The 25,744-nt window shown below is 64.8% G+C and carries 22 protein-coding genes; 10 read left to right on the top strand and 12 right to left on the bottom strand.

All coding sequences use genetic code 11. From position 1 onward, the window contains the following. Window positions 1–46 precede the first annotated feature (46 nt). Window positions 47–232, bottom strand: coding sequence for a hypothetical protein (locus CWS39_RS11760; RefSeq protein WP_102143093.1), 186 nt, complete (start codon window positions 230–232; stop codon window positions 47–49). Window positions 233–580: 348 nt separating this feature from the next. Here CWS39_RS11760 and ripA point away from each other — a divergent pair, with 348 nt between their 5' ends. Next, entirely contained in the window at window positions 581–1,999 is a 1,419-nt protein-coding gene (gene ripA, locus CWS39_RS11765) for an NlpC/P60 family peptidoglycan endopeptidase RipA (RefSeq protein WP_102143094.1), read from the top strand. Between the two features lie 85 nt (window positions 2,000–2,084). Here ripA and CWS39_RS11770 read toward each other — a convergent pair whose 3' ends face one another. Together CWS39_RS11770 and CWS39_RS11775 are read right to left on the bottom strand one after the other, a co-directional pair. Continuing rightward, window positions 2,085–3,599 carry a multicopper oxidase family protein gene (locus CWS39_RS11770; protein ID WP_102143148.1) on the bottom strand — a complete coding sequence of 505 codons (1,515 nt, stop codon included), beginning with the start codon at window positions 3,597–3,599 and terminating at the stop codon, window positions 2,085–2,087. Continuing rightward, the gene (locus tag CWS39_RS11775; RefSeq protein ID WP_102143095.1) at window positions 3,592–3,804 is read right to left on the bottom strand and encodes a hypothetical protein; all 213 of its coding nucleotides are present in this window, start codon (window positions 3,802–3,804) and stop codon (window positions 3,592–3,594) included. Before CWS39_RS11775 ends, CWS39_RS11770 begins: the two co-directional genes overlap by 8 nt. Window positions 3,805–3,920: 116 nt before the next feature. Here CWS39_RS11775 and CWS39_RS11780 point away from each other — a divergent pair, with 116 nt between their 5' ends. Next, a complete protein-coding gene (locus CWS39_RS11780) occupies window positions 3,921–4,676 on the top strand; it encodes a response regulator transcription factor (protein WP_102143096.1) in 756 nt (251 codons plus the stop codon). Beyond that, on the top strand, window positions 4,676–5,833 hold the full coding sequence (locus CWS39_RS11785) for a sensor histidine kinase (protein WP_102143149.1): 1,158 nt from the start codon (window positions 4,676–4,678) through the stop codon (window positions 5,831–5,833). The genes CWS39_RS11780 and CWS39_RS11785 overlap by 1 nt, the downstream gene beginning before the upstream one ends. A 39-nt stretch (window positions 5,834–5,872) precedes the next feature. Here CWS39_RS11785 and CWS39_RS11790 read toward each other — a convergent pair whose 3' ends face one another. From CWS39_RS11790 to CWS39_RS11800, 3 genes are all read right to left on the bottom strand, one after another. Next, window positions 5,873–6,832, bottom strand: a complete 960-nt coding sequence (locus tag CWS39_RS11790; protein WP_102143097.1) for an amidohydrolase family protein — start codon at window positions 6,830–6,832, stop codon at window positions 5,873–5,875. 216 nt (window positions 6,833–7,048) lie between these two features. After that, window positions 7,049–7,714: a DUF305 domain-containing protein gene (locus CWS39_RS11795; RefSeq protein ID WP_102143098.1), complete on the bottom strand. Its 666-nt coding sequence runs from the start codon at window positions 7,712–7,714 to the stop codon at window positions 7,049–7,051. 362 nt (window positions 7,715–8,076) lie between these two features. Further along, on the bottom strand, window positions 8,077–9,333 hold the full coding sequence (locus CWS39_RS11800) for a cytochrome P450 (protein ID WP_199178077.1): 1,257 nt from the start codon (window positions 9,331–9,333) through the stop codon (window positions 8,077–8,079). 403 nt (window positions 9,334–9,736) lie between these two features. Here CWS39_RS11800 and CWS39_RS11805 point away from each other — a divergent pair, with 403 nt between their 5' ends. After that, a complete protein-coding gene (locus tag CWS39_RS11805) occupies window positions 9,737–10,531 on the top strand; it encodes an alpha/beta fold hydrolase (protein WP_102143099.1) in 795 nt (264 codons plus the stop codon). A gap of 8 nt (window positions 10,532–10,539) precedes the next feature. On the opposite strand, the gene ripC is transcribed toward CWS39_RS11805, so the two are convergent. The 3 genes from ripC to CWS39_RS11820 all read right to left on the bottom strand — a co-directional run bounded on the left by ripC (window position 10,540) and on the right by CWS39_RS11820 (window position 14,478). Continuing rightward, entirely contained in the window at window positions 10,540–11,652 is a 1,113-nt protein-coding gene (ripC, locus tag CWS39_RS11810; protein ID WP_233213463.1) for a peptidoglycan hydrolase RipC, read from the bottom strand. Window positions 11,653–11,955: 303 nt separating this feature from the next. Further along, on the bottom strand, window positions 11,956–12,672 hold the full coding sequence (ripB, locus tag CWS39_RS11815; protein ID WP_102143100.1) for an NlpC/P60 family peptidoglycan endopeptidase RipB: 717 nt from the start codon (window positions 12,670–12,672) through the stop codon (window positions 11,956–11,958). A gap of 600 nt (window positions 12,673–13,272) precedes the next feature. Further along, complete coding sequence (locus CWS39_RS11820) at window positions 13,273–14,478, bottom strand: DUF7373 family lipoprotein (RefSeq protein ID WP_102143101.1); 1,206 nt, start codon at window positions 14,476–14,478, stop codon at window positions 13,273–13,275. A gap of 499 nt (window positions 14,479–14,977) precedes the next feature. Here CWS39_RS11820 and CWS39_RS11825 point away from each other — a divergent pair, with 499 nt between their 5' ends. The 4 genes from CWS39_RS11825 to CWS39_RS11840 all read left to right on the top strand — a co-directional run bounded on the left by CWS39_RS11825 (window position 14,978) and on the right by CWS39_RS11840 (window position 19,815). Further along, window positions 14,978–16,198 carry a L,D-transpeptidase gene (locus CWS39_RS11825; protein WP_102143102.1) on the top strand — a complete coding sequence of 407 codons (1,221 nt, stop codon included), beginning with the start codon at window positions 14,978–14,980 and terminating at the stop codon, window positions 16,196–16,198. Between the two features lie 89 nt (window positions 16,199–16,287). Further along, window positions 16,288–17,136: a F510_1955 family glycosylhydrolase gene (locus tag CWS39_RS11830; RefSeq protein WP_102143103.1), complete on the top strand. Its 849-nt coding sequence runs from the start codon at window positions 16,288–16,290 to the stop codon at window positions 17,134–17,136. A 16-nt stretch (window positions 17,137–17,152) separates the two neighbouring features. Beyond that, complete coding sequence (locus tag CWS39_RS11835) at window positions 17,153–18,538, top strand: YHS domain-containing protein (RefSeq protein WP_233213464.1); 1,386 nt, start codon at window positions 17,153–17,155, stop codon at window positions 18,536–18,538. Between the two features lie 224 nt (window positions 18,539–18,762). Further along, complete coding sequence (locus CWS39_RS11840; protein WP_102143105.1) at window positions 18,763–19,815, top strand: L,D-transpeptidase; 1,053 nt, start codon at window positions 18,763–18,765, stop codon at window positions 19,813–19,815. 71 nt (window positions 19,816–19,886) lie between these two features. Here the strand turns inward: CWS39_RS11840 and CWS39_RS11845 are convergent, their stop codons facing one another. Continuing rightward, the gene (locus tag CWS39_RS11845) at window positions 19,887–21,131 is read right to left on the bottom strand and encodes an endolytic transglycosylase MltG (RefSeq protein WP_431306121.1); all 1,245 of its coding nucleotides are present in this window, start codon (window positions 21,129–21,131) and stop codon (window positions 19,887–19,889) included. 489 nt (window positions 21,132–21,620) lie between these two features. Between CWS39_RS11845 and CWS39_RS29165 the strand changes: the two genes are divergently transcribed. Together CWS39_RS29165 and CWS39_RS11855 are read left to right on the top strand one after the other, a co-directional pair. Beyond that, the gene (locus tag CWS39_RS29165) at window positions 21,621–22,562 is read left to right on the top strand and encodes an esterase family protein (RefSeq protein ID WP_233213465.1); all 942 of its coding nucleotides are present in this window, start codon (window positions 21,621–21,623) and stop codon (window positions 22,560–22,562) included. A gap of 237 nt (window positions 22,563–22,799) precedes the next feature. Beyond that, window positions 22,800–23,690: a L,D-transpeptidase gene (locus CWS39_RS11855; protein ID WP_102143106.1), complete on the top strand. Its 891-nt coding sequence runs from the start codon at window positions 22,800–22,802 to the stop codon at window positions 23,688–23,690. Window positions 23,691–23,734: 44 nt separating this feature from the next. Here CWS39_RS11855 and CWS39_RS11860 read toward each other — a convergent pair whose 3' ends face one another. After that, on the bottom strand, window positions 23,735–24,571 hold the full coding sequence (locus CWS39_RS11860; protein ID WP_102143107.1) for an ATP-binding cassette domain-containing protein: 837 nt from the start codon (window positions 24,569–24,571) through the stop codon (window positions 23,735–23,737). A gap of 12 nt (window positions 24,572–24,583) precedes the next feature. Further along, window positions 24,584–25,699, bottom strand: coding sequence for an ABC transporter permease (locus tag CWS39_RS11865; protein ID WP_102143108.1), 1,116 nt, complete (start codon window positions 25,697–25,699; stop codon window positions 24,584–24,586). Window positions 25,700–25,744 lie beyond the last annotated feature (45 nt).

Raw genomic sequence — 25,744 nt, forward strand, 5'->3', positions numbered from 1 at the left:
CCCAGTCCCACAACGTTCCTCAGCTTAGTACTAATCTTCATAGTATTTAACGCTGCGGGCGATCGTGCGATACGGCCATGTCGCCAGCTTGCGCACCGATGTGGGTGGCCGGTGCGCAGTCAGCCCCGCAATGCCCCACGTTTACGCTCACCACGCCTCCCAGCATCGCAGTGATCAGTAAGACGGCGGCAAGCACAAAGACTTTGAGCCGATGATCGACGATCAAGGTCATCCTCCCTGTGTCCGATTAGGCATGCGTCAATGGCCGAGACATCCGGCCACCCCTGACTACTATCCTACGTAGTAGTTACGTCGAGCAGGCCCGCGCCGCCGAAGCCCAGCAGCTGCACTAGGTAACCGTTCGACGCGGTGACTCAACGGATCGTGTACGTGCCTGGCCCAGACCGTTATGACAATGAGACTGTGACGCGTGTTTCCAGTGAGACAGTAGTGATGTACGTTGCGTGTACGTACTGGACAACTGCTTACTGGCTGGAGCCGTAGCTGTGCCAGGGGAGCTCTGACGGACGACCGGCCGACGGAGGATACGCCAGCGCCCCCCGCTAAGGGAGATCATGTGATGAGGCCCCTACGCCACTGGGTCAGCCGCCTCACCGCCGTGACGATCGGTGTTGCCCTGCTGGCCTATGGTGGCGGCACCGCGCAGGCCTCCCACAACGGCACCGACCATTCGGGTTCGGCGATCTCCGCCCTGGTCGCCGACCTCGCGCAGGCCAATCAGCGCCTGGCCGACATCGGCGCGCAGATTCAGGGGCAGCAGGAAGGTGTCAACAAAGCCCTCGTGGAGGTGGCCAACGCCCGGGATGCTGCCGATACCGCGCGCCGCGACGTGCTGGCCAGCGAGCAAGGGCTGGCCGATGCGAACGCGGCGATCGGCGCCGCGCAAAGGCGCTTTGATGACTTCGCCGCCGCCACCTACGTCAATGGCCCACCGCAAGCGCTGCTTTCGGCGGCCAGCCCGGAGGACATCATCGCCACCGCCAGCGCCGATCAGACCCTGGCGCTCAGCCAGCGCAACGTGCTGACCGATCTGCAACGCGCCCGCACCGAGCAGGCGAATCGAACGTCTGCAGCGCGCGCCGCCGCGCAGCGCGCCGACCAGGCAGCCGCCGATGCCGAGCGAAGTCAGCAGGCGGCGGTGGCAGCGCTGACCGAGGCGCAACGCCAATTCGGTGTCCAGCAGGCCGAAGTCGATCGGCTCGTCGCCGATCGTGACGCCGCGCGGGCCCGTCTCGAGGCCGCCCGGCCGGCACCCTCATCGTCGACCCAGGCGCCGGCGAGCGCCGCGGGCGCCGCGTCTGCGGCTCCGGATCGTTGGGACCGGCAAGGTCCGGCCGGGGCACCGGCGCCCGCCGACACCGGTCAGTGGGACACCACCTTGCCGATGGTGCCCAGCGCCAACGTCGCCGGCGATCCCATCGCCATCGTCAATGCGGTGCTGCAGATCTCGGCGACCTCGGCACAGGTGACCGCCGACATGGGCCGAAAGTTCCTGACCCAGCTCGGGATCCTGCCGCAAGCCTCCGCACCCGCCGACCCCGGATTCACCAACGGGCGCATCCCGCGGGTATATGGCCGCCAGGCAGTCGAATACGTGATCCGCCGTGCCATGTCGCAGCTGGGTGTGCCCTATTCCTGGGGCGGCGGCAACGCCAACGGTCCCTCCCGCGGTATCGACCAGGGCGCCAACACCGTCGGGTTCGACTGCTCCGGGCTGATCCTCTACGCGTTCGCCGGAGTGGGCATCAAACTGGAGCACTACTCCGGGACGCAGTACAACTCCGGACGCAAGATCCCCTCCTCACAAATGCAACGCGGCGATCTGATCTTCTACGGGCCCAACGCAAGCCAGCATGAGGCGATGTATCTCGGCAACGGGCAGATGATCGAAGCGCCCTACACCGGGTCGGTCGTTAAGATCTCGCCGGTACGTACCAGCGGCATGATGCCCTACGTCACCCGGCTCATCGAATACTGACACCTCAGGTGGCCAGGCCGTCTTACCCCCTTCGCCGCCACGCGTGGCTGTGAGGTGCCGCCACCAGGCTGGTACCGAGGGGCGGTCAGCCGATGTAGTTGAGGCTGGTCATCATCCCGGCTTCCTGGTGATAGGTGTTGTGGCAGTGCAGCATCCATTCGCCGGGGTTGTCGGCGACGAACGACACGCGCAGCTGCTGCATGGGCAGCACGATCACGGTGTCCTTGCGTGCGCCGGGGCGCCCGTTGGTGGTGAGCACCTCGAAGGTGTGGCCGTGCAGATGCATGGGATGCCACATCATCGAGGTGTTGTTGAACGACAGCGTGACGCGTTGCCCCTCACGAACTTCCAATGGCCGGGTGTTGGTGAACCGCAGACCGTTGATCGTCCAGTCGTAGGGCATCATCGACCCGCCTAGATCGGCGGGCAGCTCCACGTCGGCGCGCGCAGCCGGCAACGCCGCACCCGGGGCAGCGCCGAACATGTCAATGGTGCCGACACGACCCTGCAGCTCGGCAGGCGCATAGTCGGCGGGCGGTGGCGAACCCGCCCCGCTGACCAACAATGCCCGTGCCGACGCGTTCTTTCCTTCCGCGGCCGCAACGAGCGGGAAGACGCCGTCACCGGCGGTGACCACCACGTCGTAGCGTTCCCCCATCCCGATCAGCACCGCGTCAACGTCGGTGGGCACGACCGGAAAGCCGTCGGTGTGGGTCACCGTCAATTTGTGCCCGGCCAACGCGACCCGAAAGGCAGTGTCCGAGCCGGCGTTGATCAGCCGGATCCGCACACGCTGACCAGACTTGACACGAAAACTGCTGGCGGCCTGCGGAATACGCCCGTTGATCAGATAGTAGGGGTAACTGACATCTCCGGCGTCGCCACCGAGCAGTGTGCTGCTGCCCGCTCCCCCGACCCCCGGAACGGTTCCCGTTCCGGACATGCCGGGCATGTCGCCCATCCCGGGCATGTCGTGTCCGCCCATTGAATTGCGAAGCCCGTCATAGATCTGGGCCGGGCTCGATCCGACGCCGTCGGTCCAGTCGTCGAGCATGACCACCCACTCGGCGTCATAGCTGCCCAGGTCGTTGGGGTCGTCGACGATGACGGGGAAGTACAAGCCCCTGTCGGCGTCCAGTCCAGTGTGCGGATGAGCCCAGTAGGTGCCTGGATATGGAACGGAGAACCGGTAGGTGAAATCACGGCCGGCGGCAATGTCCGGTGTGGCCGGCGACGCGCCGTCCATGTCGTTGCGCAGCGCGATGCCGTGCCAGTGCACCGACGTGGTGCGGCCGAGCCGGTTGCGCAGCGTGACGGCCAGTTCGTCGCCCACCGATGCCCGCACCAGCGGCCCCGGGACGGCGCCGTTATACGAGACCGTCTGCGCCACCGTGCCGCCGAGATCTACACCCGTGCGATCCGCGGTGAGCGTGGCCGACACGGTACGCCCGCTGTGCGGGCGGCGTGCCTCCGCGCCGGCAACCGCGTTATTGGGCACGACGACGCTGCTGCCGCGCGAGCACGCGGCCAGAGTCGCCCCGGCCGCCACCGTTGCGGCAAGAAAGCCTCGCCGACTCCACTGCCCGCGCACTTCAGCCATGACCCGCACGCCCCTGTCGCGACTCATCTTGTCCGGGTTTGTCGCCGCGCAGACTGCGACTTTGGCGACCGCCCGCTGCGCCGAACAACGTCGCCGTGGCGACAACGACGAGCCCCCAACACAAGACCAGTACACCGGTCAGCGCCAGCCAGAGCTGCCAGTCCCCGGCGGCGTCGAACGCCGCGGGCGCCCATCCCATACTCATAGCGGCCTCCTTCGCTGACCACCATGCGAGCCGCAAGCCGCCGAAACGATAAGGGTCGTGTGAAGGTTCGTTGAAGAATGCCGCGGGGCGTCACCGCGCAGCGGTGACCCGGCACCATGAACTCCATGAGCAACACATCAGTGCCCTCGGGTGAGGATGGGCGAGGCTACCGGGCGCTCGTGGTCGATGACGAGGCCGCGCTGGCTGAGGTGGTGGCCAGCTACCTGAATCGCGAGCACTTCACCACCCGCATCGTCGACAACGGTCCCGATGCTGTGGCCGTGGCCCGCGACTTCGACCCCGACGTGGTGATCCTCGACCTCGGGCTGCCCGGCATGGACGGGTTAGAAGTGTGCCGCCAGCTGCGCACCTTCTCCGACGCCTACGTGGTCATGCTCACTGCCCGCGACACCGAAATGGACACCATCGTGGGACTTACTGTCGGCGCCGACGATTACGTCGCCAAACCTTTCAGCCCACGCGAACTGGTGGCACGTATCCGCGCGATGCTTCGGCGCCCGCGCGCCACCCCCGAGCGCGAAACCGACCGCGGCGGCGACGTACCGGCCCCGCTGTCGTTTGGGCCGTTGCGTATCGACGTGGCGGCGCGGGAAGTGTCTCTGGATGGTGAACCGATCCTGTTGACCCGCACTGAATTTGACATACTCGCCGCCTTGTCGGCGCGCCCGGGCGTGGTAATGAGCCGCCGCCAGCTGCTTGAGACCGTGCGCGAGGGACCCTGGGTCGGTAACGAACACCTCGTTGATGTCCATATCGGCCATGTGCGACGCAAACTGGGCGACGACCCGGCTGCACCGCGCTACGTCATCACCGTTCGCGGTGTCGGATACCGTATGGGAAGCGGGCAGTGATGGCCACGCCGATGCGTCGGCGGCCCGGCATCGGTATGCGGCTGCTGATCGCTCAAACCATGGTGTTGCTGGCCGGCGCCATCACCACCTGGGTGGTTGCCGCAATCGTGGGGCCCCCGCTGTTTCGTGAACACCTACACCAAGCCGGCGTGGCTGCCGGTTCCGCCGAAGAGTTCCACGCCGACGAGGCCTATCAGTACGCCACCGCGCTATCGGTCGGCGGCGCGGTTGCCGTCTCGGCGTTGGTCGCGTTCGCGGTCAGCTGGTACGTCAGCCGCAGATTGCAGCGCTCCATCACTGAAGTGGCGTCGGCGGCCACCGCGGTCGCCGAGGGCCGCTATGGGATCCGGGTATCACCGCCGCACCTCGGTGAGGACTTCGACTCGCTGGCGCAAGCTTTCAACCAAATGGCAGCCCAGCTGCAGGCCGTCGACACCAGCCGGCGGCAGCTGTTCGCCGATCTTGCCCACGAAATACGCACTCCTGTATCGGTTTTGCAGGCCTACACCGAGGCCATCGAGGACGGTGTGCGGTCGTTGACTCCCGACACCACCGCGATGCTGCGCGACCAGACTCAGCGCTTGGTGCGTTTCGCCGAGGACGTCGCCACCCTCGCGCAGGCTGAGGAAAGCGCGACTTCGCTGCAGTTCGCCGACATCGACGTCGCCGAGCTGATCGCCAAGACGGCGGCCGCGATGAGCGGGCGCTACCGCGCCAAGGCCGTGTCGTTGTCGACGCATCTGCCCACCACTGAGCTGCCGCCGCTGTGGGGCGATGAGCAGCGACTGACCCAAGTACTGGCGAACCTCCTCGACAACGCGCTACGGCACACACCGCCGCACGGGCGGGTCGACGTGCACGCCGACACCGATGGCACCCGACTCCTGATGCGCATCACCGACACCGGCGAGGGCATCGCTCCCGAGCATTTACCGCATGTGTTCGAACGGCTGTACCGCGCCGATGCGGCCCGCACCCGCGACCACGGTGGCTCAGGGCTCGGCCTGGCCATCGCCAAGGCGCTCGTTGAGGCACACGGCGGCCATATCAGCGCCAGCAGCCAGGGTGCGGGGACCGGGACAACGTTCACCATCGCGCTGCCGCTGCGACGCAACGTGGCCTCAGCGCATGCCGGCACGGTTGAGCGGGCACTCTGAAACTTCACGCATCCAAAATTTGTTCGGCGGATGGGGTTCTCACACCCGCAGCAGCGCCTCCACGTTGCCGTGCGCAAGCTTCTCGCGGTCGACCGGACTGATCGGCGCCGTGTCCAGCAGCGCCCGTGCTGAGGCGTTGTCGGTGTAGGGATAGTCGACCGAGAAGATCAGGCGGTCGATGCCGACTGTTGACAACGCGCATTGCAGCGGCGGGAACGTGGTGTAGCCACTGGTGGTGAACCAGACGTTGGTTTGGAAGTACTGCGCGACCGGTTGGCGCAGCTCGGTCATTGGGCTCAGCACAGTGTCGATGCGGTCCAGGGCGAACGGAATCATCTCCCCCATATGCCCCACGATGACCCGCAACTCCGGGATACGATCGAACACCCCCGTGCTGATCAACCGCAGGACATGTAGTGCGGTCTCGGCGTGCCAGCCCCAGCCGGCGGTGGCCAGCAGATCGGCCAGCACCGGCGGCAGTCCGCCGAAGTAGATCTGCGCCACCTGCGGTGGCGGAAACGACGGATGCAGATACAACGGCACGCCCAAATCGGCTGCCGTGGACAGCAGCGGCGTGAAGTCCGGGTGATCGAGGAACCGGCCCTCGATAAGACCGTTGATCATGGCGCCGCAAAAACCGAGAGTTCCCACCGCTCGCTGCAGTTCGGCCGTCGCAGCCTGCGGATCGCGCATCGGCAGCGCGGCGAATCCGGCGAACCGATCCGGATGTGCCGCAATGACTTCGGCCAGATCGTCGTTGGTTTGACGAACCACATCCACGGCTTGAGCTGCCGGCAGCGCTTCGGCGCCGGGCACCGTGTGGGACAACACCTGCATGGCGATGCCCGCGGCGTCCATGTCGGCGAGGCGGCCGGCGCCAAGGTCTTCCAGCTTGTCCTGGATTCGGGCCAGTTGAGGATGCTTGCCCAAGTTGGCCAGCGCTTCGGCCGGCTGCAGACCGGGATGGGCGTAGTGCTCTTCAATGGCGATGACCCGCATATCAACTCCCTCGGATTGCCTGATCCCTACCCAGGTAGGGTATTGCCTTTTGAGGATGCGGGTTCCCGCCGGCCCGTTTACCCAAATGCGGTGCCGCCAGAGGCGCCGGGCGGCAACACCCTGGGTCTCACCAAAGAGCGGTCCCCGTGCCGGAGGGACAACACCGGCACGGGGACACGGAGGAAAGTTCGCCGTCTGAGGTTGACGGGCTCGGCCCTACAGTGAGCCAAGAAGCTGCTGCATCGCGTCGATTTCTTGCTGCTGCGAGGCGCTGATCTTACGTGCGAGCTCGATTGCGGGCGCGAACTGGCCGCTATCCACCTCGGTCTGCGACATCTCGATCGCGCCTTGGTGGTGCTCGATCATCTGCGTCAGGAACAGCCGGCTGGCCTCGACACCCTGGGCGTCGCGCAGGGCGGCCATGTCTTGCTCAGACATCATGCCTCCGCCGCCGCTCATGTCTCCCATGTCATGTCCGGGCATGCCGGGCATGCCGCTGCCGGGCGACGTCGTGGCCACGCCCCATTCGGCCAGCCAGGCCTGGAGTTGCTGGATTTCTGGTCCCTGGTCCGCCTTGATCTGGTTGGCCAACGACACCACGCGCGGGTCGATGTCCTGCTTGGCCAGCAGCATGTCGGTCATTTCGATCGCCTGCTGATGGTGCGGGATCATTCCCTGAGCGAAGCTGATGTCCGCGTCGTTGTGGGCCTGGGCCTGGGTGCCGCCGCCGGCCGGCGTCGAGGGTGATGGCGTCGCCGCGGCCGACGTGGTCATTGATCCCATGTCATGCTCGGCTTGCGGGTTGTCGTTGCTGCAGGCGCTCAACGCCACCGCGACCGCCGCCGCGGCCGCGGCGAGGGTGACGAACCGTTTTGTGTGCACACGAATTCCTTCCGTTGTCATCGGTGGTGATGCTGTGTCCCTGGTGGATGATGCGCCAGGCGGGTGCGCGCATGGCTGGCATACCCAGCTATCGGCTGTGCACTCATCGGCTACCAGCGTGGAGCCCAGACCTAAGGGTCGGCTCGACATTCGATGAAGAATCGGTAAAGACTGCCGGGGGCGCCGCGAAACCGACCAAGCACTTTGGTAGCTGCTCAATCGCGCTGCACGCCTGATGACTGGCAGGTCGCGGAATCGCTATCCACGTGAGGATTTGTCAGGTTCAATCCCGGGATAGTTGCCCCCTGGTGCGTCGATCATGGCACCCTAATGCCATCGGTACCTTTGCGTCTGGCACGGGTTCAGGGGTGTGTGGCCTCGACCGTCACCCTGCCACCGCGGGCCGGGATCATTGTGACGTTGCGGTGCAACGGCCGTTCCGGAGCGACGTCTGGGGCGCGCAGATCGGTACGGCGCACGATATCTCGGAGCACGATGCGCATCTCCTCCATCGCCAGTGCGGCACCGAGGCACCGCCGGATGCCACCCCCGAACGGAAGCCACGTATGCGCACTCGGCTTCACCCCGAGGAAACGCTCCGGCCGGAACGCGAAAGGGTCGGGGTAGAGATCCTCACGATGGTGGACCAGCAGGATGCTCACCCGAACGCGAGTACCCGCGGGAGCCACGTAGTCACCCAGCTGCCATGGCACCTGCACCTGACGTCCGGTCATCGGAACCACCGGCCTTGCTCGCATCGCCTCGTGGATTGTCGCCTCGAGATAGTCGTCCTCGCCGGCACGGACCGACGCTCGAAGCCGGTCGTATACCGCGGGCGTCCGAAGCAGTCGCTCGCACGCCCAAGCGATCGAGTTCGCCGTAGTCTCGTGTCCGGCCAACACGAGGGTGAGCAGCTCGTTTCGCAACTCAAGGTCAGTCAGGGTTTCGCCGTCGTCGGTCTGCGCGTCAAGCAGCAGCGAAAGCACGTCGTTTCGGTTCCCTCTGCCGGTGTCGCGGCGGCGGTCCTGGATCAGCGGGTATACCGCGCGGTCGAGTCGCTCCAGTGCGATGCGCTGGGGGCCCACGGGTTCGTCACGTCCGATGTTCAGCAATTCGGCTGGTTTGGCCAACCGGCTCGACGATCCTCGCAGGAGCCAACGCACAACACTGCGCAGCCGCTCCTCCGGAGTCCCCGGCTCGGGCGGCACTGCGATGCCAAAAATGCCCGACATGATGACGTCGAGGGTGATCCACTGGGCGGCGGACGCCATCCGGAACGTCGAGCCGGCCGTCCACGCCGAGATCGCACGGTCGCTGACCGCGGCGATCTGCCCGCGGTATCGCTCGATGGCTGCACCGTGAAACGACGGCATCAGCAGCTTGCGCTGACGACGGTGCCGTTCGCCGACTGCGGTCAGCACCGAGCTGTCGCCGACGATGGGCCGCAACGGCGAATCGCCCGCGGTGGACGGTGCTATCGCCGGATCCGCGGTGAACAACGACTTGACATGGTGAGGGTGGCATGTGACCACGATCGGCTGGTCGTCCACGAGGCTTTTGAACCCGAAGACATCGCCGTGGTCGCGTCGAGCCGCGAACATCATATCGCCCTGGCGCATCGAAAAGGCCAGGGTCTGAAAGAGTTTCGGCCCCCCGAGCATCGGCGGCAGATGCTGAGGGCCATCTTCGTACGGACCGGCCGATGACGACTGTGGAATCCGACCCTGCACGGGTCCATCACCCGGTCCGCCCGGCGCCAAATGCCATCCTCGACGATATGGACGTCCCCTCGCCACGGACGCGACTCGGGAAAGTGTGGAGTGCATCGACGGCACACGCATCCCTCAGTCTGGCGCAGAAAAGCTCTTGACGAGTGTGAAAACCCGAGGATCAAGGAGCCTGGGCCTTACATGCGCGGTTGCTGCCAGTCGAGTTTGATGTCACATGACGCAGCGAGTCCGTCCGGCGCCCGTCCTATACCTGTAGGGGTATGGCAGGCAGCGCAGCAGGCACAGGAAATTGATGTCTAGCGACCGTTTGTACACCACCCCTGACGGGTCGACGATCGCCTACGAGCTCACCGGCCGGGGACGGCCCGTTGGTTATGCCCATGGGGTGTTGCTCAGCAGGGCGGGCGTGCGGGGCCTGGAGGTGTTCGACATCGATGCCGTTGCTGCCGGTCGCATGCTGCTCACCTACGACCAGCGCGGGCATGGCCACTCCACCGGGCGGGCGGTTGTCGAGGATTACCGCTTCGAGCGCGCCGCGACCGATCTGCTGGGCGTACTCGAGGCTGCGGCGATCGATGAGCCGATTGACTTCGCGGGCTCATCGCTGGGTGCGGCGGCCGTGCTGTATGCGGCCTTGGCCGCACCAGAGCGGTTCGGCCGGCTGGCATTGCTGATTCCGCCGGTTTCCTGGGAGACCGGCACTCACCCGGCGCGGCAGTGGTATGCCGATACCGCGCGCCGCATTGACGAGATCGGCCCGGCGGCGTGGCGCAAAGAATGGGCGCAGGCTGCACCGTTGCCCATTTTCGCCGACTATCCGCAGGCGAAGTTCAGCCCTGATGTCCCCGACGAACTGCTCGCTTCGGTCCTGCGGGGTGTGGGTCTCTCGGAGCTGCCCGACCCCGAGGCATTGGCCGCGCTGCACCATCGCACGCTGATTTTGGCGTGGGACACCGATCCCCTGCATCCGGTGTCGACCGCGGCGCGCCTGCATGTGCTCATGCCGCATTCCACCTTGTACGTTGCCCGTTCGGTCGCAGACGTCAAGACGTGGACACAGCGAACCGCGGAGTTCTTTGGCGGCTGACCTGACGCTTAGTAACGGCGGGCGTTGTGGATCGGAGCGTTCGAGATGGGCGCCACCTTCACCGGTGTGCCGTACGTCGAGGCGTGCACCATCATCCCGTCACCGATATAGATGCCGGCATGAGAGACATCGGAGTAGAACGTCACGATGTCACCGGGTTGCAGGTCCGAAACTGCGACCGGTTGACCTCCTTGGGCCAAGGCCTGGCTCGAACGCGGCAGCGACTTGCCGTTCTGCAGGAAGGCCCACTTGATCAGCCCCGAGCAGTCGAAGGCATTCGGTCCGGTCGCACCCCACGAATACGGGGAGCCCACGCGTGACAACGCCGCCTGCACCACAGCCGCTCCCTCGCCGCCCGGCACCGCCGGCGGTGCCGCAACGTCGCCCGGCGGCTGGCCGGGCATGGCGATAATCGCCGGGTCCGCCGGGGCAGGTGCCGCCGGCAGTGGTGGGGGTGGTGGGCCTGGATCGGCCAGCGCGGTGCGCTGATCGGGCGTTAGTGCCTCGTACTGTGCCTTCACCGCGGTGATCTGGCGCTGCAGCTCACTTTGCTTGGACTGCAGCTCGGCGCGCACCGCCGCCGCCTGCTCCGCAGCCGAACGCGCAGCGTCAGCCGATGCGGTTGACGCCTGGGCCGCCATCACGGCCCGCTCGTTGGCTTTCTGGAAGGCCCGCATCTGGTCGGTCATCTCGGTGGCCATCGCCCGCTCGACCGAAAGCTGATCGATCAGCTGTTGCGGAGAATCGGCGGACAACACCGCCGATACCCCGTCCGGGCGGCCGCCCATGTACATCGCCGCCGCGACCTTGTCGACGGCGCTCTGATACTTGATCAGTTCCGCCTTGGCTGCTTCCAGTGCCGCCTCGTCGGCGGCCTTGCGGTCCTCGGCGTCTTTTTGCGCGGCAAGTTTGGCGTCCAAGTCCATCTGTGCCGAGTGTATGGCCTCGGTGGTCTGTTCGGCCTTGCGGGACAACTCGTTAAGCCTGGCCAGCGCGTCGGTGGCCGGATCGGCGCTCACCGTGCCGGCCACCATCGAGCCCAACACCGCCGCAGCCGCAAGCGCCCCACCAAGCCATCGCCCAAACGAAGAACCCCTGCGCGCTTTACGGTCGAGTTTCAAAACGGACGATCCTTAACTGCGATGGCCGAAGTCCGGTGAAAGTACGTAGGTCTCGAATAGGTTACGAAACGGACACGGCGTTGTCCATGCGGAGCGGCAACAGGCGCAACGGTTGCGGTCCCATCCCCTAGCGCAGAGCGGCCCGCGACAGCCATTCGCGGGCCGTGGTGGTGACCTCACCCTCGTGGTGAAGTGTGTGCCGTCCCAACGGTTGCTGGCCGTGGCGACCCAATGGCCCGTTGCGCGCATACGCGTCGGGTCCGCATGCCGCACCAGCGATGGCTCGCCTCGCCGACTGGGCGCTCAGGACTCGATGATGCGCACCAGGTACGGCGACATGCCGGCGGTGCGCAGTGGATGAACGCCAACCTGGCCGTAGCTGCTGGCCGACTCCAGTACTTGACCGTTGCCGAGGTAGATGCCCACATGCTGTGTGCCGCCCGGCCCGTAGAAGATCAGGTCTCCACGCTTGGCTTGCGAGGGTGCAATCTTGCGGCCGGCGTTGTACTGGTCACCGGAGAACTTGGGAATCAGCACCCCGACGCCGGCGAATGCGAACTGGGTGAATCCCGAGCAGTCATAGCCCACGGTGTTCGCGCCGGAGTCCACGCCCAACGACGGTCCGTTCGGCTTGCCACCGCCCCACGAATAGGGAACACCGATCTGGGAGGCCCCGCGCCGGATCACATATTCGATCGCCTGGCTACCCCTGACTCCCGTGAGGCGCCCGGGAACCGCGCTGGGCGGCACGGCGGTTTCGCCGCCGATCCCCAGGCTGCTGAGGAACTTTCGGCCCAACTCCATCGTCGTCTGCGTGGCGAGCCGACTGACCTCGAGCGAAGCGTTGGCGATCGCGACCGGATCACCCGGCGCACCGGAACTGACGACCTTCGGCAGCGTCGGATCCCACTGCTCGTCCCCCGGCTCCGCTGACGCGGGCGTGGCGAGGGTGATCAGAACTAACAGCGCGCAGCAGGCTATCCACATCGCCCGGGTGAAGCGCAGATGCCTATGACGCATGGACTTTCACCCTTTCCAGTCACAAGGCGCATGGCGACCGCTGCCGAGCACAGCCCCATTCCGGCGGCCGAAGCTCGCATCCCCGGTCACGGCATGGCGCAATCGTGCGCTGAGCGCGGAACGATGGAACATGTTGCCGGCCTGCGGCCTACGGGCGCCCGGCGCATCGCGGCTTACCGCCGCACTCAACGTCCTTGCGGCACCCAGTGTTTCGAAGCGACCTCGAAGCATTGCGGCAGCGACGAGGACGGCACTTCCCATCGGGAGACTCCTTAACTGCGAAATCCGGCGCTGGGAAAGATCCGCGACGCTTTCAAACAAGAGCCAGATGTGTTTTCCCACAACACAACATACCTCACTTCGGCACCATTAATAACTCTAGTCACACAATTGCAACCTTCGTAGCTAGCCCAGGAAAATGCCTTTGATCAGGGCAAATGGCCACCAAACCCGGTGTTGAGGTCGATACGTGAATCGCTAGTACTGAGAATCCCAGTACTGGGCCCAGCATCAGCGTCGCGACGGTTCTGCGCCTGTTGGCAAGCTTGTGTATCGGACGGTGAGGCTTAGGCTCGGCATGGCGCTACATGGGCCACCAAGTCAGTGCCCGATCAGCAGCGTGTACTGAGCGGCGACTTGCTGATGCGCATCCTCAAGTGACGGTGATTGTGCCTCGATGACATATCGATCTACCGGTGCGACGCAGTAGAAGCCCTCTGTGACTTGCATGCATTGGCTGGCGGGCATGAATTCCACGCGATCGACGAGCTTCCCAGCGAAAGCTTGGATATCAGCGGCGAACTCGTCGACCATGACCAGCGCGGCGTAGCCGTCTGACAGGCGGTAGACGTTCGTCTTGGCCCTAGCCGTCAAATCCATGACCGTCTGGTCGAACAAGGCAGATGACCAGATCGGGTCATTTTGGAAATGCAACGCCCCGCGTTTGCCGAATCGCGCATTCTGAACCGGCGTGGCCTGCTCCGGCGGCAGCAGCAGCGTACGCGCCAATAAGCCGGTGGGATCGAGGGCGATTTCGGCGAAATCTGCTGGATCGGTCGCCGGGAACTGGTCGATGATGACGCGTTGGCGGTTGATGGTGTTTGCCACAAGCTGTGCCGCCGGCGCGGGGCCGCCGACCGATATGGCAACCTGGGCAAGTACATACGGGCCGTGGAAAACAAAGGAGCGCATAGCGATCCACTGGCGTCCCTGCTCGGGGTCCGTGACGGTATAGCTGATCGCCAGCGCATCGGGGTGTCCGGGAATCGAGACTTGTTGCGGCGACGCCCAGTTGCTCGGTTCGGTCAATTTCGTTGTCCGGAGGTCGGAGACCGCCGCGGCCGCCGACCGCGGGTCGCCAAATCGCAGTACAGCGTTCAGCAGGCTCTTCCCACCTTCAGCCTGGCGCGCGGAGGCGAATCCGTTGATGAAGTTGTGTCGACCTAGCACAGCCGCCAGTTCAGGCGGCCCTAGTGTCGTCAGCGCGTCGGCGTCGGTCAGCACGCGCGCACCGAACGAGTCTTGCACCTTAAGGGCGGTATCGACTTCCCACGGACCGACGACAAAGTTGGCCATCCGCTGAGCCTCCACCAGTACCCCGCGTACATGCGTGCCAGCGGTTCCCAACGCTGCCCGCGGAGTGGTCGGGTAAGGGCCGGCGTCGAGCAGTGTGGGGTCCACGACCATAAGCGGCCCGTCGAGGGCACTGACCGGTGCGCCAGGCACCACCGTGGTGCACGCGCCGACAATCGACGCCACCGCGGTAAGCAGCGCCACCCACACCGCCGGGGCCCGTCCGATCGACATCCGCAATCCCGCAGTCCTCAATGGTATGGCGGCCCAGAAGCCTGGGGCCACAACGTAGATCTCCCAGGACTACGGCCTGGCGTGCATACTATGGCACATAGTAGTAGCGGCTCCATTGCGGCTGACAAGTCGGCAATTCCTGATACAACCCCACACATAGCCGCCTTGGCGGCCCGCACCCGTTTGACCAACAAGTGGCAGGCGGGACCTCCATGCAGCGCAGCGCTGGACCATTGAGCGGGCAGTGTCAACTGAATATTTGTACCGCAGGCCCGCTAGTATGTACGTACGGAAATAGTAGATGGCGGGGACCGGCTCGGAGTTTGGTGGCAGAGGATCGGGGAATGCTTTACCGAATCTTTAACGAAGGACTAGTGCAGCCATACACGAGCCAGCAACTCTGGAGGTCGACCATCGCCGTGGCGGCACGAACGGCGTGGGGCGAAGGCTGCTCGTGCCTGCGTGTTGAAAGCCAGCCAAGGCAGAGAGGGGAAGAGCGATGCGGCGGATCGGTTCGGTGACCGGTCGGCGTGGGTCGCGGTTCTGGTTGATCGCCCTGGTGGCGCTATCGGCGGTGGCATTGGTGCTCACCGGCTGCACCAACAAGCCCGCTGCGCCAGCACCTCAGGTGATCGCCGAGAAAGGCGATCCGTATAGCGACCTGTTGGTGCCCAGGCTGCAGTCGTCGGTGACCGATGGAGCCGTCGGCGTACCGGTGGATGCCCCGGTCACGGTGACCGCCGGTGACGGCGTCTTGGGCGCGGTCACCATGGTCAACGAAGCGGGCAATCCGGTCGACGGACAGCTCAGCCCCGACGGACTGACTTGGGCGACGACCGAGCCGCTCGGCTACAACAAGGAATACACGCTCAACGCCGAGGCGCGTGGACTGGGCGGAATCGCCCGCAACAGCATGACATTCCAGACAGCATCGCCGGAAAACCTGACCATGCCCTACGTCCTGCCCAACGACGGTGAAGTGGTGGGTATCGGCCAGCCCGTGGCGATCCGCTTCGACGAAGACATCCCCGACCGGTTGGCGGCGCAAAAGGCCATCAAGGTGACCACCAACCCGCCCGTAGAGGGCGCGTTCTATTGGCTCAACAACCGCGAAGTGCGTTGGCGCCCAGCCAAATACTGGAAACCCGGCACCACGGTCGAGGTGGCAGTCAACACCTACGGCATCGACCTCGGTGATGGCCTTTTCGGCCAGGAGGACATCACCACCCGGTTCAGTATCGGCGACGAGGTCATCGCCACGGCTGACGACAACACCAAGACGCTCACCGTGCGGCGCAACGGCGAAGTGGTCAGAACCATGCCGCTTTCCATGGGCAAGGACAGCACCCCCACCGACAGCGGCACCTACATCATCGGCGATCGGTATTCGCACCTGATCATGGACTCCTCGACCTATGGTGTGCCCGTCAACTCACCCGAGGGGTACCGCCTCGAAGTGGATTGGGCCACACAGATGTCCTACAGCGGCATCTATGTGCATTCCGCGCCGTGGTCGGTGGGCAGCCAGGGCCGCGCCAACGTGAGCCACGGGTGCCTCAACGTGAGCCCGGCGAATGCGATTTGGTTCTACGACAACACCAAACGCGGCGACCTTGTCGAGGTGGTCAACACCGTGGGACCGACGCTGTCGGGTACCGACGGTCTCGGGGACTGGAACATCCCATGGGAGCAGTGGCGCGCAGGCAACGCAAACCTGTGACACCGCCGGCTGAGCACAGGATTCATAGCCGCGGGCACCACTACGATCCGGGTTCGTAGCGGCGCTTTGTGAGCTAGAACGGAGTAAGCATGCGCTCAACACTGATTGCGCTGCTGGGCATTACGGTGTTGGTGGCCGGCGCATGCTCAAACACCGAGACCAGGTCGAGCCAAGGCGACTCCAGGGGTCTGGCGCACATCCACGGCCTAGGCATCAATCCCGCCGACGACGCGCTGTACGCCGGCACCCATTACGGCGTGTACCGGCTAGCCAGCGAGCGCGATCCCGAACTCGTCGGCGGCGTCGTGCAGGATTTCATGGGCTTCACCGTTGCTGGACCCAATCACTTTCTCGGCAGCGGCCATCCCGGCGCCGACGACCGCGATGCCCCACCGGCGCTGGGACTGATCGAGACCACCGACGGCGGACAATCGTGGACCTCGGTGTCGCTGAGCGGCGAGGTCGATTTTCATTCCCTCGACTACCGGCACGGCCTCGTCTACGGCCTTGACAGCGGCAGCCAGACCGTGATGGTGAGCCCGGACAAACGCACCTGGGATCGACGCGCCGCGATCAGCGCCGTCGACATCGCCGTATCGCCACAGAACGCGAACGACATTCTGGCGACGACCGCCGACGGTCTGATGCGCAGCCTCGACCAAGCCAAGACGTTCACGCCAGTCGCCGCGCAACCCCAGCTGGTTTTGCTCAGTTGGCCCGACGATGGCCCGTTGATCGGGGTTGATCCCATCGGAACGGTGTATGCCAGCGAGGATTCCGGGGCTACGTGGCAAGCAGGACGGGCCCTGGGCGAGCGCCCACAGGCGGTTCTTGCCCGAGGTGGTGGGGTGGTGTTCGTAGCGACCGAAACGGGAATCCAGCGCTCGACCGACAATGGAACCACCTTCGAGAACCTCCATGCCTTCGACGCACCATGAGCACGACGAGCCGGGCGTGAGCAGCCGCACCACGCCTGCAGTATCCGGGCCGTGGAATGCGGACAAGCTGGCAGCTGCAGCCGATGAAACCGAGGCACGACTGCACAGGTATGCCGATGTCGGCTTGCTGCACCGGCAACCCGACGGAGACTTTGAACCCGACTCTTTGCACCGCCTGCGGCTGATCCAGTTCGCGCAGAGCAGGGGCATAACCGACGACTACCTGGCTGCAGCGATCGCCCGCCAAGGCGATCTGCTCAGTATTTTCGACGAGCTCGTCCCCGTCGCCGATGCGACGGTAAGCCTCGTCGACGTCGCTCACGACCTGGGTCTCGACGACGCCACCATCACCGACCTAGCCAGGCTTATGGACTGGGATGACCTCGGCACCGGAACGGAATCCGACGTCGCCACCCTGCAAGTAGCTGCCAAAGCGCTGGCACTGGGGATGCCCCGCGATGCCCTGATGCAAATAGTCCATGTCTTCGCCGATGCCACCGACCGCCTGGCCGACGCCATCGTGCGCACCTTCCACAACTACGTCCATGAACGCTTCCGCGCCCAAGGACTCACGGGCCCGGAACTGCTGGCGGCCAGTGAGGCAGTCGGCAAACCGCTTCTCGACCTCGTCGAACCGACCCTTGTGTATTTCCACCGGCGGGCCTATCAGCGCGCCAATCGCGAAGACCTACTTCGCCATCTCGCCGAGCCGACCACACCGCCGTCGACGACACCCGGCGAGGAACAGGCCACCGTACTCTTCGTCGATCTGGCCAGCTTTACCCCACTGACCGCGACCATGGGCGATGACGCAGCGGCTGACGTCTTGCGCAGGTTCGGTGTCACTGTACGCAGCAGCGCCGCACGACACCGAGGAAGGATCCTCAAGCAGATCGGTGATGAGTTCATGCTGCTGTTCGCCCAACCCGCCGACGCCATCGCCTTTGGCCTAGCGATGGATCGCTTCGTCGACGCCGAGCCGCAGTTCCCGGCGCTGCACATCGGCGCGCATAGCGGCACCGTCCTGTACCGTGAAGGCGACTATGTCGGCGGCACAGTCAATCTCGCCGCACGGGTAGCGTCGGCCGGCGCCGCGGGCCAGTTCCTGATCACCGCAGACCTCCGCGACGCGGCCGGACATCATCCTGACGCCGACTTCACTGCCCTGCCCCCGCGACGCCTCAAAGGAATTCCCGACCCGATGTGTCTTGTCGAAGTCCGGCAACGCATCCGCAGTCGCTCGAGCCGCACAACCGACCCCGTGTGCGGCATGCTCCTGCATCCCACCGACGTGGCAGCCCAAACAACCTGGAACGGCAAGGAATTCAGCTTCTGTAGCGAGACCTGCAGGCAAGCATTCATCGATCACCCCGACCGCTTCGTCACCACTGAACGCGGTTAGACAAGCCGCCACCGACCGTGCCCGCCACCATCTACCAGAGCATGACTGTTCATCGAACTCTATTGCTGTGTTCGCACAACACCGGACCCGCCGCGGTCTGCCCTGACTAGGCGTTGCCATCTGATCTACTGGCCGCGTACGTACACAGTAGACTGGCCGGCGAGGCATCGCAGCCTGCGCACCGTACGACACTCGACAACGTTCGTGTATGACCGGAGGTGACAATGCGCAACCACACCAGATACAGGCTCGCCGCAGCGATCGTCATGGTCGGCCTGGCCCCGGCCCTGGCCATGGGCAGCCCATCTGCGCTGGCACAGCCCGGTGTGCCACCACCGCCTCCGGCCCCCATCGATCCGGCTGCGGCGCCGGCGCCGCCGGTCGATCCGCTCGCTGCCCCGCCTCCGGCTAATCCGTTCGTATTCCCGCCGCCCCCGCCTGCAGATCCGCTCGCGCCGCCAGCGCCGCCGAACCCGTTTCTGCCGCAACCGGCCGACCCACTGGCAGCCACATCCCAACCGATCCCGGAGGGCACGCCGGCAGGACAGAATCCGACGCCATACGTCGGTCAACCGGTGTTCGCGCCGCCGACGTTCAATCCGGTCAACGGATCGATGGTCGGTGTGGCCAAGCCGATCATCATCAACTTCGCGCGCCCGATCGCCGACCGGCCGATGGCCGAACAAGCCATCCACATTTCGTCGAAGCCGCCGGTGCCCGGCAAGTTCTACTGGATGAGTGACACCCAAGTGCGTTGGCGGCCAATCGATTTCTGGCCAGCCAACACGACGGTGAATATCGACGCGAGCGGCACCAAGTCGAGCTTCCGCACTGGCGAGTCGCTGGTGGCCACCATCGACGACAAGACACACCAGATGCAAGTCCACCGCAACGGCAAGCTGGAGAAGACGTTCCCGGTGTCGTTGGGCAAGAAGGGCTACGAAACCAAGAACGGAACCTATTACGTCCTGGAGAAGTTCGCCGACATGGTGATGGACTCCTCGACATACGGTGTGCCGGTCGACTCACCCGAGGGCTACAAGCTCAAGGTCCAAGACGCCGTCCGCATCGACAACAGCGGCATCTTCGTGCACAGCGCGCCATGGTCGGTGGGCTCGCAGGGCGAGGAGAATGTCAGCCATGGCTGCATCAATCTCAGCCCCGCCAACGCGCAGTGGTTCTTCGACAACTTCGGCAGCGGTGACCCCGTCGTCATCAAGAACACCAGTGGCGGCCCCTACAACCAGAACGACGGCGCACAAGACTGGCAGATCTGAGGCGACTTACACGGCGGCGCAACGGCGAACCGCGGTGCAATGGCCACCCATCGACGGCTTCGCCATCTGGCCTATCGTGCGCTGTCCAGAACGCCGTTGGCCCGGGCCAGTTCAACGTTGACAAGATGCTGCTGATAGTCACTGGTGAAGACCGTCGTGCCCTGGCGGTCCACGGTGACGAAATACATCCAGTCCCCTTCGGCGGGACGCGCAGCGGCCGCAATCGCTTCGGCCGACGGTGAACAGATCGGCGTGGCGGGCAATCCCGGCGCGGCGTAGGTGTTCCACGGTGTGCTCTCGGCACGGTCGGCGTCGGTGGTCGCGACTTCCTGCTGCTGCAAGACGTAGTTGACGGTGGAATCCAATTCCAGATTCTGGCCCGCCGTCAGCCGGTTGATGATGACCCGTGCCACCTTGGCGAAATCGGCGGCAGCGGCTTCGCGTTGCACCAGCGACGCCACGATCAACACCTGGTAAGTCGCCAGCTCCGCGCCAGCCGCAGTACTCCCGAGACCGGCGGCGGTGTAACGGTTGACGCTGGCTGTGATCAGCGACGCCACAATGTCTGCCGGCGCAGCGATCGGATCAACATTCCAGGCGCCGGCGGCGATCAGTCCCTCGATCCGACGATGATCGCCGCGCAATGCCTCCGCCGACGCCACGGCCCAATCAGGCACCTTCAGCGTGGCGAGGTCAACGCTCGCCGCCGCCTGCCGCAACGCCGCACCGTCAACGCAACGCTCGTCGCCATCGAGCACCACGCATGTCGCCCGCGAGACCAGCGTCAGGATGCCCTCCGTCACGGCGCCGGTCTTGACGTCTTGAACGTCGTCGAGCTGCCGTCCCTCCGGGATGACGACGCGTCCCGTGCGATTGCGCGGGTCAGCGAGCCGCTCGACCGCCTCGCTCGCCGAGATAAAGGTGTGCAACCGGTAGAAGCCCGGCTGGATCGCAGAAATCGCCTGGTTCTCACCCGCCGCCTCCACAAACGCCCCCGCAGTGACGACGACTTCCCGGTCAGCCAGCGTTTCAGCGATCGCCACCGTCGAGTCACCCTCGTGCACCTCAACGATGATGTCGTGCCCTTCCGTCGCCACGAAGTCATCGGCCGCGGCCAGCACCTCGTGCCAGAGGCGAGATCCGAGATACACGCCGGCCACGGTCACCAGGGCGAGCATCGCCGCGACGACACCAACCGTCCTGTGCCTCCGTCTGCCAGGTGGCAACGTGCGAGTTCGGCGATGTCGTCGTGATGTCCTGGTCGCAACGATGATCGGGAGCGGCTCCGTCGACTGGCGGCTCCAATCATCATCGATGGAGCGGCCGATGCGGTCCCGCGGCGCCTGCACACCATCACCGGCCGGCTTGTCGGCGTCGGCTGCTGGTCCGGCACGCGCATGCCGAGGCCCGGCACTGCGGCGATGACGGCCTTGTGGCTCGGTCATTGCCGAGCCTCCCCCGGCCCGAGATGGGGCCGGTATGCGGTAGGCGGCGGGCTCACACCGCGGGCCGAGTCGTGCCACATCGACACTCTCACATCCGCCGCACGCCACGCCGAGACGCACGTTGCGGTGGACCGGAGTGGACGCAGCCGAACGCCGCCCTCATCTCAAGACAACGGTGTTCGCACGGAACAACCCGATCCGCCAGCACCTACTGTATTCTTCAGTACTATCCGGGATAGTCAAAGCTGTGCCGCGCGGCGCTCATCGCCTGACTGGCTTGGCTGCGCTGCACGTGGGTTCAGTTGCGCAGAAGAACACCCAGACCGGACCGATGCCCTGCGCCGGCTGGCGTGCACCGCGGTGCTCGCCGCAGGCCTTGCCGCTACGTCGGTTGCGAACCCGATTCTCCCGGCCGCTGAGGCGTTCTCCCGGCCGGGGCTGCCCGTCGAATACCTGATGGTGCCGTCGCCGTCGATGGGCCGAGACATCGTCCTGGCATTGCCAGGCATCAAGGTGCAGTTCCAACCCGGTGGGCCGCAAGCGGTCTACCTGCTCGACGGGCTGCGTGCCCAGGACGACTTCAACGGCTGGGATATCAACACTGCGGCATTCGAGTGGTTCTACGAGTCCGGCCTGTCGCTCGTCCTGCCGGTGGGCGGCATGTCCAGCTTCTACACCGACTGGTATCAGCCCGCCGTCGGCAACGGTGGAGTGTGGACGTACAAGTGGGAGACCTTCCTGACAAGCGAGTTACCCCAATGGCTGGCCGCCAACAAGAACATCTCCCCCACCGGCAACGCCGCAGTCGGGCTGTCGATGTCGGGCAATTCCGCCATGATCCTCGCAGCCTACTACCCAGACCAGTACATCTATGCCGGCTCGTTGTCGGCGTTCCTCAACCCCTCCGAGGGTTCCTGGCCGATGTTGATCAGCATGGCGATGAACGACTCCGGCGGCTTCAAATCCGAGGCGATGTGGGGTCCGTCCAGCGACCCAGCCTGGCAACGCAACGACCCGATGGTTCAAATCCCCAGGCTTGTACAAAACAACACGCGCCTGTGGGTGTACTCCGGTAGCGGCCGGCCCAATGAACTCGGGGGCGCGAACCTTCCGGCGGAGTTTCTCGAAGGTCTGGTGATCCGGACGAATCTCACCTTCCGGGATACCTACGTCGCCGCAGGCGGCAACAACGCAATGTTCAACTTCCCGCCCTACGGCACCCATAGCTGGGAGTACTGGGGTGCGCAGCTGCAGCAGATGAAGCCCGACCTGCAACGCGCACTAGGTGCCGCGCCCAGCTAGATCGCAGTAGGGTTTGGGATGCAACGGCATCCCCGCATGCCGGATCCGCCTCAGGGTCAAGGCCTTCGGTCGACTTATCCACTCATTCCGGCGGGCAACCACGTTGCCGGATTGGTCGCTGTGGCCAAAGCGTGACGCAACCTTGACCGAATTGCCAAGGCGCACCTGCACATCGAATTGGCAGGGCACCCCTACGATCTAATTGACACTGTTGTAATTTCGAAGGAATCGGGCGCCATGCGTGGAGTTGCTCTGTGTGTTGTTGCAGCGATCGGGATCTATGCGGCCGCGGCTGCAGGGCCGACGGCCGGCGCCAGCATGGCAGTGAGGAACCACTCGGATATGCCCGCCGCGGCAAACCAGTCGTATGAGCCTGCCATTGCTTCGGTGCTACCCGCCCGAGACGCGGTCGTGGGGGTGGCGCACCCCGTAGTGGTGGCCTTCAGCGCACCCGTCTCTGACAGGCGCGCGGCCGAGCGCGCCCTTGACATCAAATCGGCGCCCGCGATGACGGGCAAGTTCGAATGGCTCGGAAACGATGTCGTGCAATGGGTTCCGGACCGATTCTGGCCGGGGCACAGCCCGGTGACGCTTTCAGTGGGCGGCCTGTCAACGAACTTCGCAACGGGCGCTGCCGTCATTGGTGTTGCCAGCATCTCGGACAAAACGTTCACAGTGAGCATCGACGGCCTCGACGCAGGACCGCCGTCTGCACTGCCGGCGCCGCACCACCGACCTCACTGGGGAGAGCCGGGGGTGTTCCCCGCTTCGATGGGTAGACCGGAGTATCCGACTCCCGTCGGCACCTACACCGTTTTGGCCAAGGAACGTGACATAGTCATGGACTCAAGCAGCGTCGGCATCCCGATCGACGCTCCAGACGGTTACCTGCTAGACGTGGAATACGCCGTTCGTTTCACTGCCCGTGGACTTTTCGTGCATTCAGCGCCGTGGGCTATCAATTCACTCGGGTATGAGAATGTCAGCCACGGCTGTGTGGGACTGAGCACCGAGGACGCCGAGTGGTATTTCAACACGGTCAACGTCGGCGACCCGATAATCGTGCAGGAGAACAGCATCGAAGTTCCTCGAACAGGTGTCAGGTTGACGAGACTCCGCACTATATGATGCGCGGGGCCAGTGCGGTCGCAACAGCAATTGGTCCTTAGGGCTTAGGGCGCGAAAGCATCCGGCCGGGAATCGAAGCGGTCCAGACAAATATCTGAGCAGAAGAACAGCGTGTGTCCGCCTCTCTGACGGCTACCCGCGGCACGGCTCGGATCGATCGTCATTCCGCACACAGGATCCGTCGCGGTCTCGTTCAGCTCTGGGCGTCGATCCGACAGATGACCGTCCTCGAGCCACACAACGCGGTCCGCGACATCTTCGATGCGGTGATCATGGGTGACGGCGACGACGGTCTTACCGTGTTCCTTCGCAAGGTTTTCCAGCGTGTGCATCAGCTGATAGCCCGCACGCGAGTCCAAATTGGCAGTCGGCTCGTCGGCCAGTAGCAACGCAGCGTCGTTAGCCAAGGCGCGAGCGATGGCCACGCGTTGACGTTCGCCGCCGGAGAGTTTATCGGGCAGCCTGTCAGAGCGGTGTTTGAGCCGTAACCGGTCGAGTAGATCATCGGCACGTTTCTTGGCGTCTCGCCGACGTAGTCCGGCGGCTTCCATCACGATCTGGATGTTCTCGGCCGCGGTGAGGTTGGCGAGCAGGTTGGCGGACTGAAATATGAAGCCAATCTTGCGCAGTCGCACGGCGGGCAGTTCCCGTTCGGTCAGCGCGGTCAGCTCGGTATCACCGAGGTACACCCTCCCCGCAGAAGGGCGCATCAGCCCACCCGCCATGGCGAGCAGGGTCGTCTTTCCGGCGCCGGACGGCCCCTGAATGAGCACAACTTCGGCTTCGTCGACGGTCAGCGAAACCGCGTCGACGGCGTGCACCGCCGCGTCGCGCTCGCCGAACGTCTTCGATAGCTGCTCCAGCCGAAGCGCAATGCCCATGGTGTGCTCCCTTCAGACCCGGAAGACCTGGGCGGGATCGAGGCGGGCGACGGGACGGATCGGCACGAACGATGACACGACAGCCATTGCGAGCGCGGCGATCCCAACCAGGCCGATGTCGCGTGCTGAAAAGCTGGTGACGAATGCGGGCAGCAGCTGCTCCAGTAACACGCCCAGCCCGAGCGTCAATGCGATTCCCACAGCGAGACCCAGTACCGCTGAGGCCAGCGATTGTCGCCATACAATCCCGTACAGGGCGCGATTAGAGAAGCCGATGGCCTTCAGGACGCCGTACTCACGCCGCTTTTCCAGCGTCGCGGTGTAGATGGTCAGGCCGATCACGAGTGTGCCGATGACAAACCCGATCAGCACAAGCACCCAAATAATGGGCAAGACGCCTTCCGCAATGTCCTGCGTGTTGAGTTCAGCGAAGTGCGCCTTCGTCATGGATTTGGTGGCGGGAACGGCGGTTTGAATCGACTGCGTCACGGCCGCGGGTTCCGCACCCGGTCCAGTGTTGATGAGGAAGTAGTTGATCAAACCGCCCTGGCCGAGAATTCGGTCCACGTCGCGCAAGTTGGCCCAGGCGAACTGCGAAACGATGGCATTTCCGCCGCTGGCCACGTCGCTGACCCGCAGATCGACGCCTTGAATTCGCAACACGTCACCGGGCTCGATGTTGTTGTTGCGGGCGAAAACCCGGTCAACGATGATTTCGCCGGCACGCGGAGATTGGCCACTGCGATCCGTATTTGGTGCGGCGATCGGATTGGCCGAGTCGACGCCGACCAGATAGAGATCTACGTCGCGGCCGTCGTGGGAGAACACGACCGGCCGTCCGACAAAGGGTGTCACCCGTGCAACTCCGGGGATGGTGGCCAGCTGTGTGCCGACATCGGGCCGCTGCAGCGACACCGAATGGAAGAAGTCTCCCGGAGTTCCTGCGTTGGCAACCCATATGTCGGCGTTGACGCTGCGCACGTAGGCGGTTGCTTGCGTGGTGAATCCGACGTACAGCCCCCGAATCAGCAGGATCAGCACGACGGCGAATGCGACCCCGCCGACCGAAATGGCCAGGCGAGTCCGCTCGCGCACCAAGTTCTTCCACGCAATGCTGGCCGTAGCCATCTGGTCCTCCCACCTGTGGTCGGAGCCAGGGCAGTCAGCGGGCTA

The organism is Mycobacterium hubeiense, from assembly GCF_002838065.1.
In the GTDB taxonomy this organism is placed as follows: domain Bacteria; phylum Actinomycetota; class Actinomycetes; order Mycobacteriales; family Mycobacteriaceae; genus Mycobacterium; species Mycobacterium hubeiense.

What these genes read in the sequence shown, in the direction of transcription:
- CWS39_RS11760 (WP_102143093.1), bottom strand. Translation starts at nt 232, where the DNA reads ATGACCTTGATCGTCGATCATCGGCTCAAAGTCTTTGTGCTTGCCGCC.
- ripA (WP_102143094.1), top strand. Translation starts at nt 581, where the DNA reads ATGAGGCCCCTACGCCACTGGGTCAGCCGCCTCACCGCCGTGACGATC.
- CWS39_RS11770 (WP_102143148.1), bottom strand. Translation starts at nt 3,599, where the DNA reads ATGGCTGAAGTGCGCGGGCAGTGGAGTCGGCGAGGCTTTCTTGCCGCA.
- CWS39_RS11775 (WP_102143095.1), bottom strand. Translation starts at nt 3,804, where the DNA reads ATGAGTATGGGATGGGCGCCCGCGGCGTTCGACGCCGCCGGGGACTGG.
- CWS39_RS11780 (WP_102143096.1), top strand. Translation starts at nt 3,921, where the DNA reads ATGAACTCCATGAGCAACACATCAGTGCCCTCGGGTGAGGATGGGCGA.
- CWS39_RS11785 (WP_102143149.1), top strand. Translation starts at nt 4,676, where the DNA reads ATGGCCACGCCGATGCGTCGGCGGCCCGGCATCGGTATGCGGCTGCTG.
- CWS39_RS11790 (WP_102143097.1), bottom strand. Translation starts at nt 6,832, where the DNA reads ATGCGGGTCATCGCCATTGAAGAGCACTACGCCCATCCCGGTCTGCAG.
- CWS39_RS11800 (WP_199178077.1), bottom strand. Translation starts at nt 9,333, where the DNA reads ATGCGCCAGGGCGATATGATGTTCGCGGCTCGACGCGACCACGGCGAT.
- CWS39_RS11805 (WP_102143099.1), top strand. Translation starts at nt 9,737, where the DNA reads ATGTCTAGCGACCGTTTGTACACCACCCCTGACGGGTCGACGATCGCC.
- ripB (WP_102143100.1), bottom strand. Translation starts at nt 12,672, where the DNA reads ATGCGTCATAGGCATCTGCGCTTCACCCGGGCGATGTGGATAGCCTGC.
- CWS39_RS11820 (WP_102143101.1), bottom strand. Translation starts at nt 14,478, where the DNA reads ATGTCGATCGGACGGGCCCCGGCGGTGTGGGTGGCGCTGCTTACCGCG.
- CWS39_RS11825 (WP_102143102.1), top strand. Translation starts at nt 14,978, where the DNA reads ATGCGGCGGATCGGTTCGGTGACCGGTCGGCGTGGGTCGCGGTTCTGG.
- CWS39_RS11830 (WP_102143103.1), top strand. Translation starts at nt 16,288, where the DNA reads ATGCGCTCAACACTGATTGCGCTGCTGGGCATTACGGTGTTGGTGGCC.
- CWS39_RS11840 (WP_102143105.1), top strand. Translation starts at nt 18,763, where the DNA reads ATGCGCAACCACACCAGATACAGGCTCGCCGCAGCGATCGTCATGGTC.
- CWS39_RS11855 (WP_102143106.1), top strand. Translation starts at nt 22,800, where the DNA reads ATGCGTGGAGTTGCTCTGTGTGTTGTTGCAGCGATCGGGATCTATGCG.
- CWS39_RS11860 (WP_102143107.1), bottom strand. Translation starts at nt 24,571, where the DNA reads ATGGGCATTGCGCTTCGGCTGGAGCAGCTATCGAAGACGTTCGGCGAG.
- CWS39_RS11865 (WP_102143108.1), bottom strand. Translation starts at nt 25,699, where the DNA reads ATGGCTACGGCCAGCATTGCGTGGAAGAACTTGGTGCGCGAGCGGACT.